This window comes from Paucibacter sp. DJ2R-2 (assembly GCF_025717675.1).
Lineage (GTDB): Bacteria > Pseudomonadota > Gammaproteobacteria > Burkholderiales > Burkholderiaceae_C > Paucibacter_A.
Map to the genome: position 1 here is coordinate 149,133 of NZ_JAJIRT010000013.1, position 13,176 is coordinate 162,308.

Below are 13,176 nucleotides of genomic sequence, written 5' to 3' on the forward strand. Positions count from 1 at the left end.
TTGAAGCTCAATCCGGGAGGGCGGTGTCGCGAGGCGCCGCCCTCTTTTTATTGCAGGTGGGGAAGTTCAGCGTTTGGCTTGCCGGTTTTGGCACGGAGCCGTCGTTCGCGGAGAAGTTTCAGCACGCAGAGTTCGCGGAGGACCGCAGAGGACGCTGAGAACACAATCCTCGCTCTTCTTCTCTCTCTGCGACCTCTGCGAACCTCAGCGCACTCTGCGTTCGTATTCAAATCTCAGCGAACGACGGTTCTGTGCCGCTTCCCGCCCTTCAATCCGCGGGTATCCCCGCGCTTCCGTCTTGCATCAGCCCCTGCTTTGTAAGACCGATGCAATGAAGTCCTGCAAAACGCAACGTGCTGATCTGGCGCCGCTGCCTGCCGCTAAATTGCCGAGGTCGAAGCATGGGCCTGCCCGGCTTGCTGCCTGCGCTGTGGCAGCGGACCCCTCATCAAGCAAGACGCAAAAAACTCTCGGAGACCTGTTCCATGAACCAGCCCCTGTCGTTCCAGAAAAAAGTTCTGCCCCAACTGATCAGCGCCGTCATCGGCTCGCTGGCCCTGCACGCAGCCCATGCGGCCGACGAGCCGGCCAAGACCAATGAACTCGACAAGGTCGAGGTCCGCGGCATTCGCGCCACCCTGAACAAGAACCTGGTCGAGAAGCGCGAGAACTCCAGCATCGTCGATTCGATCTCGGCCGAAGACGTGGGCAAGTTCCCCGACAAGAACGTGGCCGATTCGCTGCAGCGCGTGCCTGGCATCTCCGTGGACCGGAGCTGGGGTGAAGGCCGTGACATCTTCGTGCGCGGCACCGACAAGAACCTCAACATGACCCAGTTGAACGGCCAGGCGGTGGCCTCGGCCTACTGGTGGAAGAACGACTCGCAGAGCCGCGGCTTCAACTACGACATCCTGCCGTCTGAAATCGTCGGCAGCCTCGACGTGTTCAAGAGCCCCTCCGCCGACCTGGACGAAGGCAGCATTGGCGGCCTGGTGAACGTCAAGACACGCAAGCCGCTGGACTTCAAGAACCAGCTCAGCGCCGTGGGCTCCGTCGAAGCCACGTACAGCAAACTGCCCAAGGCCACGGACCCGCAATTGGCCGGCCTCGTCAACTGGAAGAGCGAGGACAAGACCTTTGGCGTGCTGCTGGCCATCAGCCAGCAAAAGCGCACCATGCGTCGTGATGGCCTGGAGAACTTCACCGACGCGACCAAGTACGACATCGTCGACCAAAAGGGCGTGTCGACCCCGGCGTACGCCTCCTGGGGTGGTGGCTCGGCCATCTTCCGCCAAGACCGCGAACGCACCACCGGCAATCTGGCTCTGCAGTTCCGCCCCAACCAGGCCACGGACATCGTTCTGAATTACATGAATTCAGACATGAGCATGAACAACAACAACCAGAACTACCTGTGGCAGGCAGGGGGTGTGGCCAAGGCCGGCAAGATCGCCGTGACCGACCCGAAGTTCATCACCACCAGCGACGGCACCAAGGCACTGGTTGGCGGCACGCTGGACGGCGGCGTGTCCTTTGAGCCCATTTATCGCGAGGCCTACATCAAGTCCAAGGTCCTGGACCTGGAAGGCACGTACAACGCCGACAACTGGCACGCCCATGGCCAGGTCGGCACGACCTCTGGCTCCGGCGGCAGCAAGCACGATCGCAACTTCTGGTTCGAAGGCAAGGGCCAGACGCAAATCGACTTGGCCAAGGACCAGTACAACGTCAAGTACATCGGCATGAGCCCGCTCGACCCCAAGGCACTGACGCTGATGGGCACGCGCGACTGGATCCGCAAGATGGAGAGCACCGAGAATTATGCGCAAGGTGACCTGACCTTCGATCTCAACGGCTCCTTCATCACCGACATCAAGGTCGGCCTGAAATTGCGTGACAACACGGTGCAGAACCACCGCACCATCCTGACCAACGGCCCCGGCGGCACCGGCTGGCAAGTCCTGACCCTCGCCGATCTGTCCACTGGCGCCTCGCCCCTGCTCAGCCAGGCCGCCGCCACCTCGGGCTCCCTGACCCAGTACGCCTGGGTGGATGATGGCCTGGCTGTCAGCAAGGGCTTCGCCATGTTCGACAAGGGCATGAAGGGCGGCGAGGCCAAGGGTGAGTACTACAAGATCAAGGAAAAGATCACCGCAACGTATGTGAAGGCGGATTTCGCTGCCAACCAGTGGCGCGGAGACTTCGGCGTGCGCCTGGTCAAGACCCGGCAGACTTCGGAGGCCAACCAGGGCAATGACGCAGCCGGCTGGTCGGTGGTCAGCACCACCCGCAGCTACACCGATGTCCTGCCCAACCTCAACGCGGTGTACGAGCTGAACAAAGAATGGTTGATCCGCGGTGCGCTGTCGCGTGTGATGGCACGCAACACCTTCAGCAATCTGAGCGCCAGCACCGAGCTGAGCGGCACGACCAGCTCCGCTTCGGCCGGCAATCCCAATCTGAAGCCCTACCACGCCAACCAGGCTGAAATTGGCGCCGAGTGGTACTTCGCCGAAGCCTCGATGTTGTCGGCCACCTTGTTCACCAAGCGCCTCGACACCTTCGTCTATGACACCACTTTGCCCGAGACCATCGGCGGTGTGGTGCGCTCGGTGACCCGCCCGAACAATGCCGACAACGGCGCCACGATCAACGGTGTCGAAGTGCAATGGCAGCAGCCTTTCGGCAAGACGGGCTTTGGCACCGTGGTGAACTACACCTACTCCGACGCCAAAGCCGGTGCAGTGGCCGGTCAGCCACGCCTGGGTGTGGTGGGCAATTCCAAGCATCAGTTCAACGCCAGCGTGTTCTATGAAAAGAACGGCCTGAACGCCCGTCTGTCCTACAACTACCGCTCCGCCTACTTCGGTGGCCTGGACATGGGCGGCCAGGACCAGACCAGCGCCTATGGCCAGCTGGACGCCACCCTCGGCTACGATTTGACCGACAAGATCACGGTGTACGGCTCAGCCGTGAACCTGAACAACGCGGTCAATCGCATCAACACCACCGATGGCATCCCGGTCGGCGTGTACGAGAACGGCCCGCGTTACACCATCGGCCTGCGCGCCAAGTTCTGACGCCCCAGACCGCCGCAGCGCATGCCAAGCGCCCGGCCGCTGATCATTCAGCGGCCGGCGACTCGGCCCGCTGTTGCGGTCCGACAGGCCGCCTTTCATGCAGGGCGGCCTGTTGTGTGTTTCGATGCTGTTCGCCAGATGGACGGCCGGTCATTTCTTGCTCCTTGTGGGTACGCTCTCTCATGAACAAAGCTTCCGAACTCCGTTCCGGCTCGAAAGGAGGCGTGGTCCTGGCCATGATCTTCATCGGCCTGATGTTCTTCATCCTCGGCTTCGTCACCTGGCTGAATGGCTCCTTGATCCCCTTTCTCAAGGTGGTGTGTGAGCTCAATAACTTCCAGGCGCTCTGGGTCACCTTTGCCTTCTACATCGCCTATACGGTGATGGCGCTGCCCTCGGCCGCCATCTTGGCGCGCAGCGGCTACAAGCGCGGCATGACGCTGAGCCTGGCGGTCATGGCCTTGGGGGCCTTGCTCTTCATTCCGGCCGCCAAGGTCGGGCATTACGGCCTTTTCCTGCTGGCCCTGTTCACCCTGGCCTCAGGCATGACGCTGATGCAGACGGCCATCAACCCCTACATCGTCTGCATCGGTGCGCGTGAAAGCGCGGCCATGCGCATCAGCATCATGGGCTTGTTCAACAAGGGCGCCGGCATCGTCGTGCCATTGGTGTTCTCGGCCTTGATCTTGTCCGGCTTTGACCAGAAGGCCGCCGTCGACCTGGCTGCGCTGGAGCCTGCCGCGCGCGCTCTGGCTCGTGCCGAGTTGGCTTCGCGCCTGATCACGCCTTATCTGGTCATGGCCGGCGTGCTGCTGGTCTTCACCGCCGTCATCCACTTCTCCTCGCTGGCCGAGCCCGACCTGGATGATGCGGGCGACAACGCTCCCGTGCGCATCGGCGAGGTCTTCCGCTTTCCCCAGGTGGTGCTGGGCGCGCTGAGCCTGTTCGTCTATGTGGGCGTGGAGGTGATCGCCGGCGACACCATTGGCCTTTACGGCCAGCAGCTGGGCGTGGCGAACTACGCCGTGCTCACCAGCTACACCATGGGCGGCATGGTGCTTGGCTATCTGGCCGGTGTGCTCTTGATCCCGCGCCTGCTTTCGCAGAAGACCGCGCTGCAGGCCTCGGCCGTGCTGGGCGTGCTGCTGTCTGCCGCCGTGGCCCTGAGCTCCAGCCAGGACAGCGGCATCTCGCAGCTTCTGCTCGGCTGGGCCGGTGTGCCGGCCGTGCCCAACACCGTGTTCTGCCTGGCCGCCCTCGGCTTGGCCAATGCCCTGGTCTGGCCGGCTGTCTGGCCCTTGGCCCTGCAAGACCTCGGCCGCCACACCGCCAGCGGTTCGGCTCTGCTCATCATGGGCATCGCCGGTGGCGCCTTGCTGCCCATGGTTTACGGTCGCTTGGCTGATGCCGGCGGCCCGCAAAGCGCCTACTGGGTCATGCTGCCCTGCTACCTGATCATCTTGTTCTACGCCACGGTGGGCCACAAGCTGCGCCACTGGGGCGCGGGGCAGGGGAGCTTGAAGCAGGCTTGAGCGAAGCAGGCGGCAGGGCGCCGTGGTGGCCTGAGCGCCTGACAGCCTTCCTGCCGTCCTGAGTGATGGCCCGTCTGTTCAGGACTCCGCGTCGAACATGAACACGCGCAGCTCCTGGCCACAGCGGCAGGCCCGAGCCAAGCGAGCGGCCCAGGCGATGGCTTCCCCGCGCGAGGCCAGTTCCAGCACGGTGAAGCCGCCATTCAGCGCCGGCGCCCAGGGGTAGCCGCCTTCGCTGACGGACCCATCGGCCATCACCAGCAGCGGCGCCACCGCTTCGTCGATGCCGCCGCCGAACACATAGACCCCGGCCGCCTTGGCCGCGGCGATCACCGCATGGGCGTCGCGGCTGACCGCCGGCAACTCGCCCTCCGGCACGACCATCGCGGCGCTGGGGAAGGAGATCAGGTACTTGGACATGGTGGGCGAGGCTCCGTGCTGAATGGATGGGGCCACGGCGGACCGGGCCGTCACTGGTGGCCCCCGAAGTTTGCCAAACACAGAGCAAGACAAGGCAAGGATGGGCCGGCGATGGCAAGGCGTGGCTTGGATCAATTCTTTACACAGGGCGCAAGGTAAAGAAGGCCAAGTTCGAGCCTGGTGGCGCCGACAAACTTCATCAAGGCGCCGACGCTTCTGATGCAGTCAAGCAGTCAAGCAAGCAAGCAAGCAAGCAAGCAAGCAAGCAAGCAAGCAAGCAAGCAAGCAAGCAAGCAAGCAAGCAAGTAAGTAGGGGGCTTGTCGGCCACCACCCGGTTCATTCAAGCAGCGAGGCTCACCGTCATGATCGCAAGCTCCATGTCCATTGTCAGCTCCCCCATGGCCAGCACCCGTGCCGCGGCGCCACCGCGCCCGCCCAAGGCTGAGGACGTCTTCAAACAGATCGACGCCGAGGGCAAGGGCTCCGTGACGGCCTCCGATGCCGCCGCCTATTTGGTGAAGATCTCGCCAGAAGGCGCACGCAAGGCCGATGCCGCCGCCTCTGCCCGGCTGCAGCAAGACATCGCGCAGTCTCTCAGCCAAGCCGATGTGGACGGCAATGGCCAGCTCAGTCAAAGCGAGTTCAAGCAAGCCTTGTCGCAAGGCCCTGCGGGTGCTCGACCAGCAGGCGGCGATGGCGATGATGTCACGGACGGGGCCGCCGGCCCAGGCCGCAGCCAGGCTGGGGGCCGTGCGTCAGGTCCGCCGCCCGGCGCACATGGAGGGGCAGGCGGTGCAAAGCCCGCCGCTGCAAGCGCATCGGGCGGCACCTCCAGCAGTTCCTCATCGACCAGCTTTGAGAACGAGGATGCCAACCGCGACGGCAAGGTCACCGAGCCCGAGCGCCAAGCCTATGCAGCCCAGCATCCGAAGCAAGGCGTCAATGAGGCGGGAGCCCAGCAGAAGACCGCGGCGGCGGCCGCTTCCGTGCGTGCCGCGAGCGAACTGGCGCTGCAGCGCTATCAAGAAGTGGCGGGCAGCGTGGGCTAACCGGCCCGTGAGCGGAACTCCAGTGCGGTGCTGATCAGCAGCCGCAGGCCGAAGGCGCCGACCACGAGGGACGAGAGCTGATTCAGGCGCCGGAAATTGCGAAGGTAGGCGCGCTGAACCATGGGCTGGGACAGAACAAGCGCCAGCGAGCCATGCCAGACCACCGAGTTGGCGAACACCAGCAAGACGGCGGAGGCGGACAGCATCAGCGAGGGCTGAGCCGGCATGGCCGTGGCGAAGACGCTGCCGTAGAAGAGGGCGATCTTTGGGTTGAGGATGCTGGTCATGAAGCCGGCGCGGAATGCGCCGGCGTGTGAGAGAAGCCGCTCGCCCTCACTGCGCGGCTGGTGGCGCGAACCCCAGAGCTTGTAGGCCAGTTGCAGCAGGTAGAGGCCGCCTGCCAGCTGCGCCACTTGGCGCAGTGCCGGGTGCGCCGCAAAGATGACGCCGACCCCCATGACGGCAAGAAGCGCCCAAGCCAGCGTGGCGCTGGTCATGCCGGCCACGGCAGCGAGTGCCTTGGACCGGGTATCGCCGGCCGCCAGCTGCCCAATCAGGATGAAGTTGAAACCGGGAACCAAGAGGACGGCCCAGTGCAAGAGCGCGATAGGAAGCAGGGTGGCGAGCATGTGGATGGAGAAGCGCAAGGCTATGACTGAGTGCGCCGCTTGGGCGCGAAGACGCGAGGGCAGCCTGAAAACAGGTGGATTCTGGCAGTCCCGCTGAGGCGTGCATCATTGTGCCCCGAGGGCTACGCGCTGGATGGCTGGTGGACTGAACATCAACGATCAGTCGCCACAGCCGCCCAGGCTCGCCGTGGGTGAGGGCTGTGCAGGCGAGGTGCGGGCGCGCGCCGCCTCGTACGCGCTGCGTTGCAGCGACATGGACACCTGGTCGATCCCGGCACCAAAACCGTCGATGACATGCTGGCTCGTGCGGAACCCGTGGCGAGCAAAGAAGCCCGCCGTGTGCTGGCTGGTGTCGATGGCGATCTCGTCGATCTCGGGCCGCAGGAACAGCCGATCCATGCGCCAAACCAGCAGCTGAGTTCCAAGGGCGCTGCCGTGATGCTCACGCGCCACCATGCCCCAGCTGAGTCGGCCGACGCCTTCGCGAACATAGCAGCCGCCACAGGCCACCAGGGGCGCTCCGAGCGCCACGACGAAATACTCTCCACTGGGTTTATCGAGGAAGGCTTCGAACTCGGGCAGTTCCGAGGGGTCGAAGTAGCGAGGCAGGTTGCTGCGAAAGATCGCCAGGCAGGCCTCTTGGTCCGCTGCGACATAGGGCCGGATTTGCGTGCTGGGGCTGGCGTGGAGGGTCATTGCGGGGCAGGTTCCAAGTGGAGGCGGGCGCGCCTGTCTAGGTGCTGGGCCGTGGCAAACCGCCTCGATATTGCGGCCCTTCGGGCCAATCAGGAAGGCAGCGAGACCGTTCGGCTGCTACTGCGGGCGCAGTACCGGCGCGCCAGGGGCTTTGCCGCCGTAACTGCTGGCGTCAGAGCCCTCAAAATGCAGCGATTCTCAAGATGACACTCATCTTGCTTTCCGAAAGACCCGACAGGTCCTGTTCAGAGATTCGCCCCTCGCGCAGCAGCCGGCCAAAGACAAGGTCCAGCTGCGAATACCTGTAGTCGTACTTGCTGTCTATGGCCCACCTCGATTTGGACAAGAATTCTTCCGTAGACCACATGCCTTCCGGATCGCTCGCGCGCTCTGCCATGGCTTTGAAGGTTTGCAGGACTTCAGTAAGTTCTTGATGCAGCGCCGCATCAAAGACGCGGCGAGCAATCTTCTTCTCCGAGCTGCTCCACTCATCGGTCATGACGGTCTCCTGATGAAGTCCAGGATTCAAGACAAGCTGGGCTCAACAGACGGGTTCGGCGGGCGTAGCTGATCATGCATTGCAATGTCGCGCCGGCTTAGGGCTCGCATGTTTCTTTACCCGCTCGCCTTCTGGGTTAGGCTCCGCTGGGTAGCTCTGGGACGAGCCCGTACCGAGCCATGACTTGAGCGATCAGGGCTGGATTGGGTGGGCCTGAGACCCCCAAGATCTGCGCGATGTCCCGGAAGTACTGCGGACCGAGATCTGGGTACTGCGTGACGAGTGCCTTCGTGTACACAGTCCCAGGATTCGAGAAGGCATGAACCTTGCCTCGGGGGCTGACCATCGCCTGGCCTGGATGCAGCTCTCGAACTTCATCACCCACCCGATAGCGCAGGACGCCTTCGAGCACATAGATGTACTCATCGTTGTTGTCGTGGCTGTGGGGCGGCGGCACACGAGCACCGGGCGGTACGCCCAGCTCGAACAGGCCCGGTTTTCCGGTTGACGACCCGTCAACGAGGTAGCGAATGCTGAGTTGTCCGACCTGTATGGGCGCGTCGTCTTTCATTTGCGGAGTTCCTCTCGGAAGAAGGAAGGTTGGAATCGTAGCGCCAAGTGGCGGTCTTCACAGGGGCAGTCTGCCCTCGGCCAAGCCGCTCACAGCCGTCCTCCGATGAGCGCTCTCGACAGCAGTTGTTGCATGCCCCAGCGATGAAACGGAACGATGAAGAACAGGTAGACCTTGCCGAAGCGGTTGTGCACGGTGCAAATCGTCGAGACGACGACGCTGCTGTGTTCGCCCCTGACTTCCTTCAGCACCGACAGCCTGAAGTCCAGGTGCTTGTTGTTGCGTCCAGCGACGAGTTCCTTGGGCGTGAGCGCAAAGATGGGCCACACGCCGATCTTCTCGCCCACGACGTAGCTGCTCTTGACCTCTGGATTCATGATCTCCGACTGCGTGGGCGCCTCGAGACCACAGAAGGTGGCGATGCGGTTCCTGACGATCAGGGAATACTTCAGCCATCTTGGAAGCTGCCCAAAGATGGCGAAAAAGATCGCGGCCATGCCGGCCTGCTCTTGGCGCAAGGGAACGCGGTAGGCGTCGCGAAAGTAGGCAGCGTCGATCACGCGGCGTTCCAGGATGCTGGAGGAGGGGACTTCACATTCCACGACGGCCATAAGTTCTCCGGAGTGCGCTGATCTTTCTGCCTGACGATGCTGTGCGGCAAATCGAAATCCAGAGCCAAGCGTCTCAGCTGACCGCGGACGCGCAGGTCGGACTTGAATCTCACGGGCAGCTCGCCAAGCATGGTCGTTAGTGTGACTCAACATCAGCTTCGATCGCTTCAGCGCTGAGAGGATCGGACGGCCAGTTCGGAGTCAGCCAGCGCTCCGTTGCCTAGCGCACAGACCGCAAGCGCCGGCACAAAGAGGATTGTGCCCACTCGTTCTCGCGCGCTCGCTCGATCGATCGATCTGAGCAGCGGGAGCTTGGCGTTCGACGCACCCGTCGTGGTTTGGCTGCGCGAGCTCGCGCACTCGAGGGCTACCCATCACGATCGCTCACCAAAGAAAGGGCTGAAATGATCCTCCCAAGACTGGAAAGAATGGCTGTCGTCGTTGGTGTTTTGGCCGTGCTGGCCACGCCAGGTGGCTTTGCAGTGGCGGACCCCATCACCCTGCATTACTCTGGGGTGGTCACACAAGCATCGTTCGACCCATACAACCCATGGCAAGGGGCGGTGTCGGTTGGCTCGGCCTTTGGCGCCGGACTCCACTTCGACACGAGCGCGGTTGACGCAGCGGCATCATCCAGCCTGGGCTCTTACACGCTCAGTGGCCTTACGTACAGCTTTGCGCCAAAGCTGGGGCTGAGCGAACTGCACGCCATGAGTACGGTCAACATTTCCATCGTCGATGGTGTGGGGGGCGGACCAGACCAATACACGGTGTTCGCGTCGGAGGGTGTGGCCGATGGGCTGGAGGCTTACTACACGATGGCAATCGTGCTGGACGACGCTTCGGGTACCGCCTTCAACAGCGACGCATTGCTCGCAGGGTTGCCCGATTTCACTCAGTTCTCCGTGCGGACCTTCGCCTTGACGGGGCGGTACTTCGACCCTCAAGACCGGCTCATTCAGTACGAGATCCAGGGTGACTTGACCGTGCCAGAGCCGGGCACGGCGCTTCTCGGGGCACTAGCCCTTCTCGGCTGCACAGCGGCCACGCGCAGGCAAAAGACCATTGCCTTGCGCGCTGCAGCGGCTTGATGTACGCACCCGCGCCATCGTTCTCTTGCTTTCCCCGCCTCTTCCATCACCGGAGTCCTACACCATGAAGAACTGCAGCCTCATCCGCGCCCTGGCCCACATGGCCTTAGCCGTTCTCGCGGCAAGCCCGATCGCGGCGCATGCCGTTGACGGTGTGGTGCTGATCGATGCCGCCCGTGTCAACGCGGCCGGTGGATTCCCCTACCGAATCAGTCAGTCGGGCAGCTACCGTTTGGCCAGCAACCTCAACGTCGGTCTCTTCTCGCCTGTCAACGCCATCGAAGTCGGGGCCGTGGGTGTCAATCTATCAGTGACTATCGACTTCAACGGCTTCACCGTCGTCGGCTCCCCAGTCTGCGATTTCAATGCACAAGGCGATGTGATGTGCAACGCGCCAGGCGCCGGTAGTGGTGTTTACGTCCAGGCCAATGCCGCCGTCACGGTGGTCAATGGAACTGTGCGCGGCATGGGCAACCAAGGCATCGCCTGCATGGGATCTTGCCGTGTAGAAAACATGACCTTGGCCAACAACGGTGGATATGCTGTGTCCATGGGCAAGGGCGGAGTTCTTAAGCACAGCACCGTGCTCCTGAATCGATTCGGCGTCGCTGCCACCGGTGCCTTGCTGCAGGGCAATGTGCTGCAGTTCAATCAGGGCAACGCGATCAATGCCAGCACCAGCAACGTTCTGGGCAATGTCGTCTCAGGCAATGGCGGATTCGGTCTTGCTGGCTCGAGCAACGGCTATGCCAACAATCTGTTCAGTCTGAACAACGGCGGCAATGCTTCGCCACAAGTATCTTCCGGAAACGTGCAGACGGGTGGCAATGTCTGCGGCACAGGCTCATGTCAGTGAACAGTGGAGACGTCTTCCATGACTTGATCTGACCCAGGCTCCTGCCCTCATAGACGCGAGTTTCGGTGCGCCTCATCACTTCCTGATCAGACGCAAATGTTCGGCGGCATCCATTCGCGCATTAGGGCCCCCACCAGGGCTTGCATCAGGTGGTGTCGCTGGGCAGATCGATTCACATCGCCCGAAGGTCATGATGAAGAAATCAAATCGACGCTGTTGAACCGGAGGCAAGTCTCAGTACAGACCCTAGGCCGATAGCAAGCGCACAAAGCGCTTTCTCTTCTCAGAGAAGCCGTTCTTCTCATAGAAGGCATGGGCCTCTTTCCTGGACTCATTGCTGGACAGCTCCATCTGAGTACAGCCCAGCCGCCGCGCGTGCAACTCAATATGTGCAAGCAGTGCCGCACCGACACCTTGGCCGCGAACAGACTCATTGACCACGAGTGCCGAAACTACGCCCCATTTGCCAGGCTCGTGAATGGGGAGCAGTGTGTTGAAGACAATGACTCCAACGACACCTTCGCCGACTTCGGCAACAAAGATCTCGTTGTGGCCGTCGACTCTGCTCTCCAGGCGCTCAATCAACTCTGAAGGCAAGCAAGCGTAGCCCAGCTGCTCAAAGAGCTTGGCGAGATCCTCTGCATCCTTGACTTGAGCAGTTCGAATATTCATTGCGCAAGAACGCTTGAGTAGATAGTTATGTTCGATGGTGGAGTGTTTTGACAACGAACTCTCCGATGCGACGCATTGCTGCTTCAGCGGGCAGCTTGCCTTGCACGATAAGCAGCTGGCGCTGCGGCGCAAGCACTGCCCGCAGCGCAAAGGACCACGCGAACGCCAGCAGCACCAGCAGCAGGAGTAGCACGACAAGGTATGCGAAGCCGAAGCTGGCATAGAACACGAAGAATCGCGCGGAAGGAAAGACTGGCAAGACGAGATCCCGAACGTACGAGGGCGGAAACAACTGAATAACGATCAGCGTTTCGATAACCCATGCAAGCAGGAGCAGCTGTGACCACACCACCTTTGCGAGGCGCTCGAACCAGTGCATTTGAAGCAACTAAGGTTCAAACGCGGCGTTCGGCGAAGCCGTCCGCTGCAGCGAAGGGCTGAACTGCATCCGGCCACAATTCAGCCGCGCGATCAAGTTCACCCTCATGCGCTACGTATAGCTGACGATGCCGAACTTCGGCGAAGAACGCTGCGATTGCAGCCCTCTGTGCCGAGTCGAATCGGCCGAAACGATTGCTGAAATACTCGGGCCTTGCATCAAGGCTCCCTTTGCGTGGCGTCAGGTGAATCACGGCGAACTCCAAGGCGCAGCTGTCCGGGTTCTCCAGCGCGTAGGCAAGGAATGCCGGCAAGTAGTAGTGCAACCCCTCCGGCCCCAACAGGGCTAGATCGCCGAAATGGGCGTCAAGGCGTTCGCCGGGAATTCCACGGAATGAGTACGGCAACAGGTCCATTGCGAGTTCGTCGCATTCGGGGCATTCGTGGGGAGTGACTGATCGAGCGTTCGCTGGCTTTGCCACGTTCGAAAAGGCGCTATCGATGATCTTGACGGTGCTGCTCATGCGGTTCAACGATTTAAACAAGCGGCGGCACTAGGCATCTACTTGATTGAAGGGTTGGTCATCCAAGCCGCCATGTCCAATGCGCTCCCATGCTTCCTTGAACTGAGGCTGCTCATAACTAGTGGGTTGAAGCCAGTAAGAAACCCTACCGTCTTTCTCGCCTCGCTTGGCGAGCGCCTTTACTTCGGCTGGAGTAAGAACGAATGCCTGTGGAGACTCACTGGCGACTTTGTTTATGACAACCCAGAAATCACCCATGCACTTTTCCAAGGACTGCCCTAAAGGAACTGGATTCCGCTTGCTGAGTGCTTTGACTTGAATACCTTTGAAATGAGAGGCGTCATTACTGTAGGCAATGATGTCTACGCCGCGCGCATTTCTGGCCGTGGGCATGACATTCCAGCCAAGCAGAGAGAGTTTGTAGCAGCAGTAGTACAGGCCGAGGTTCCCAGTGATTTGCGGATTGAGGTTCATGTAGTTTTTGGCGCCCAACGAGGCTGTCCAATAACCCGATATCCCCAACCACCCGCACTACTCTGGGCGTGTGAATGTCGGCGAAGGCGAGTT

15 protein-coding genes are annotated in these 13,176 nt (G+C 61.6%); 5 read left to right on the top strand and 10 right to left on the bottom strand.

Going from position 1 to position 13,176, the window contains the following annotated elements; translation table 11 throughout:
- Positions 1 to 485 precede the first annotated feature (485 nt).
- Both LNV28_RS22920 and LNV28_RS22925 read left to right on the top strand, forming a co-directional pair.
- A complete protein-coding gene (locus LNV28_RS22920) occupies positions 486 to 3,080 on the top strand; it encodes a TonB-dependent receptor (protein ID WP_263519888.1) in 2,595 nt (864 codons plus the stop codon).
- A 182-nt stretch (positions 3,081 to 3,262) separates the two neighbouring features.
- Entirely contained in the window at positions 3,263 to 4,612 is a 1,350-nt protein-coding gene (locus LNV28_RS22925) for a sugar MFS transporter (RefSeq protein WP_263519887.1), read from the top strand.
- Between the two features lie 78 nt (positions 4,613 to 4,690).
- Here the strand turns inward: LNV28_RS22925 and LNV28_RS22930 are convergent, their stop codons facing one another.
- Complete coding sequence (locus LNV28_RS22930; RefSeq protein ID WP_263519885.1) at positions 4,691 to 5,032, bottom strand: YciI family protein; 342 nt, start codon at positions 5,030 to 5,032, stop codon at positions 4,691 to 4,693.
- A 378-nt stretch (positions 5,033 to 5,410) separates the two neighbouring features.
- Here LNV28_RS22930 and LNV28_RS22935 point away from each other — a divergent pair, with 378 nt between their 5' ends.
- Positions 5,411 to 6,082, top strand: a complete 672-nt coding sequence (locus LNV28_RS22935; RefSeq protein ID WP_263519883.1) for an EF-hand domain-containing protein — start codon at positions 5,411 to 5,413, stop codon at positions 6,080 to 6,082.
- Here LNV28_RS22935 and LNV28_RS22940 read toward each other — a convergent pair.
- The 5 genes from LNV28_RS22940 to LNV28_RS22960 all read right to left on the bottom strand — a co-directional run bounded on the left by LNV28_RS22940 (position 6,079) and on the right by LNV28_RS22960 (position 9,088).
- A complete protein-coding gene (locus LNV28_RS22940; RefSeq protein ID WP_263569045.1) occupies positions 6,079 to 6,729 on the bottom strand; it encodes a LysE family translocator in 651 nt (216 codons plus the stop codon). The two genes, LNV28_RS22935 and LNV28_RS22940, sit on opposite strands and share 4 nt — an antisense overlap.
- Before the next feature lie 141 nt (positions 6,730 to 6,870).
- Positions 6,871 to 7,407: a GNAT family N-acetyltransferase gene (locus tag LNV28_RS22945; protein WP_263519881.1), complete on the bottom strand. Its 537-nt coding sequence runs from the start codon at positions 7,405 to 7,407 to the stop codon at positions 6,871 to 6,873.
- 181 nt (positions 7,408 to 7,588) lie between these two features.
- Positions 7,589 to 7,906, bottom strand: coding sequence for a fluorescence recovery protein (gene frp / locus LNV28_RS22950; protein ID WP_263519880.1), 318 nt, complete (start codon positions 7,904 to 7,906; stop codon positions 7,589 to 7,591).
- A 136-nt stretch (positions 7,907 to 8,042) separates the two neighbouring features.
- Complete coding sequence (locus tag LNV28_RS22955; protein ID WP_263519879.1) at positions 8,043 to 8,477, bottom strand: cupin domain-containing protein; 435 nt, start codon at positions 8,475 to 8,477, stop codon at positions 8,043 to 8,045.
- 89 nt (positions 8,478 to 8,566) lie between these two features.
- The gene (locus tag LNV28_RS22960; RefSeq protein ID WP_263519878.1) at positions 8,567 to 9,088 is read right to left on the bottom strand and encodes a DUF2867 domain-containing protein; all 522 of its coding nucleotides are present in this window, start codon (positions 9,086 to 9,088) and stop codon (positions 8,567 to 8,569) included.
- Between the two features lie 428 nt (positions 9,089 to 9,516).
- On the opposite strand from LNV28_RS22960, the gene LNV28_RS22965 reads away from it, so the two are divergent.
- Positions 9,517 to 10,179 carry a PEP-CTERM sorting domain-containing protein gene (locus LNV28_RS22965; protein WP_263519876.1) on the top strand — a complete coding sequence of 221 codons (663 nt, stop codon included), beginning with the start codon at positions 9,517 to 9,519 and terminating at the stop codon, positions 10,177 to 10,179.
- A gap of 64 nt (positions 10,180 to 10,243) precedes the next feature.
- Positions 10,244 to 11,035: a right-handed parallel beta-helix repeat-containing protein gene (locus tag LNV28_RS22970; protein WP_263519874.1), complete on the top strand. Its 792-nt coding sequence runs from the start codon at positions 10,244 to 10,246 to the stop codon at positions 11,033 to 11,035.
- A 246-nt stretch (positions 11,036 to 11,281) separates the two neighbouring features.
- Here the strand turns inward: LNV28_RS22970 and LNV28_RS22975 are convergent, their stop codons facing one another.
- The 4 genes from LNV28_RS22975 to LNV28_RS22990 are packed head-to-tail and all read right to left on the bottom strand — an operon-like array spanning position 11,282 to position 13,083.
- Positions 11,282 to 11,707, bottom strand: coding sequence for a GNAT family N-acetyltransferase (locus LNV28_RS22975; protein ID WP_263569046.1), 426 nt, complete (start codon positions 11,705 to 11,707; stop codon positions 11,282 to 11,284).
- 25 nt (positions 11,708 to 11,732) lie between these two features.
- Positions 11,733 to 12,086: a hypothetical protein gene (locus LNV28_RS22980; RefSeq protein ID WP_263519871.1), complete on the bottom strand. Its 354-nt coding sequence runs from the start codon at positions 12,084 to 12,086 to the stop codon at positions 11,733 to 11,735.
- A 16-nt stretch (positions 12,087 to 12,102) separates the two neighbouring features.
- Positions 12,103 to 12,609 carry a DUF6714 family protein gene (locus LNV28_RS22985; RefSeq protein ID WP_263519870.1) on the bottom strand — a complete coding sequence of 169 codons (507 nt, stop codon included), beginning with the start codon at positions 12,607 to 12,609 and terminating at the stop codon, positions 12,103 to 12,105.
- A gap of 30 nt (positions 12,610 to 12,639) precedes the next feature.
- Complete coding sequence (locus tag LNV28_RS22990) at positions 12,640 to 13,083, bottom strand: hypothetical protein (RefSeq protein ID WP_263519868.1); 444 nt, start codon at positions 13,081 to 13,083, stop codon at positions 12,640 to 12,642.
- Positions 13,084 to 13,176 lie beyond the last annotated feature (93 nt).

Coding starts and splice junctions, on each gene's coding strand:
- LNV28_RS22920 (WP_263519888.1), top strand. CDS start 486: ATGAACCAGCCCCTGTCGTTCCAGAAAAAAGTTCTGCCCCAACTGATC.
- LNV28_RS22925 (WP_263519887.1), top strand. CDS start 3,263: ATGAACAAAGCTTCCGAACTCCGTTCCGGCTCGAAAGGAGGCGTGGTC.
- LNV28_RS22930 (WP_263519885.1), bottom strand. CDS start 5,032: ATGTCCAAGTACCTGATCTCCTTCCCCAGCGCCGCGATGGTCGTGCCG.
- LNV28_RS22935 (WP_263519883.1), top strand. CDS start 5,411: ATGTCCATTGTCAGCTCCCCCATGGCCAGCACCCGTGCCGCGGCGCCA.
- LNV28_RS22945 (WP_263519881.1), bottom strand. CDS start 7,407: ATGACCCTCCACGCCAGCCCCAGCACGCAAATCCGGCCCTATGTCGCA.
- frp (WP_263519880.1), bottom strand. CDS start 7,906: ATGACCGATGAGTGGAGCAGCTCGGAGAAGAAGATTGCTCGCCGCGTC.
- LNV28_RS22955 (WP_263519879.1), bottom strand. CDS start 8,477: ATGAAAGACGACGCGCCCATACAGGTCGGACAACTCAGCATTCGCTAC.
- LNV28_RS22960 (WP_263519878.1), bottom strand. CDS start 9,088: ATGGCCGTCGTGGAATGTGAAGTCCCCTCCTCCAGCATCCTGGAACGC.
- LNV28_RS22965 (WP_263519876.1), top strand. CDS start 9,517: ATGGCTGTCGTCGTTGGTGTTTTGGCCGTGCTGGCCACGCCAGGTGGC.
- LNV28_RS22970 (WP_263519874.1), top strand. CDS start 10,244: ATGAAGAACTGCAGCCTCATCCGCGCCCTGGCCCACATGGCCTTAGCC.
- LNV28_RS22975 (WP_263569046.1), bottom strand. CDS start 11,707: ATGAATATTCGAACTGCTCAAGTCAAGGATGCAGAGGATCTCGCCAAG.
- LNV28_RS22980 (WP_263519871.1), bottom strand. CDS start 12,086: ATGCACTGGTTCGAGCGCCTCGCAAAGGTGGTGTGGTCACAGCTGCTC.
- LNV28_RS22985 (WP_263519870.1), bottom strand. CDS start 12,609: ATGAGCAGCACCGTCAAGATCATCGATAGCGCCTTTTCGAACGTGGCA.
- LNV28_RS22990 (WP_263519868.1), bottom strand. CDS start 13,083: ATGAACCTCAATCCGCAAATCACTGGGAACCTCGGCCTGTACTACTGC.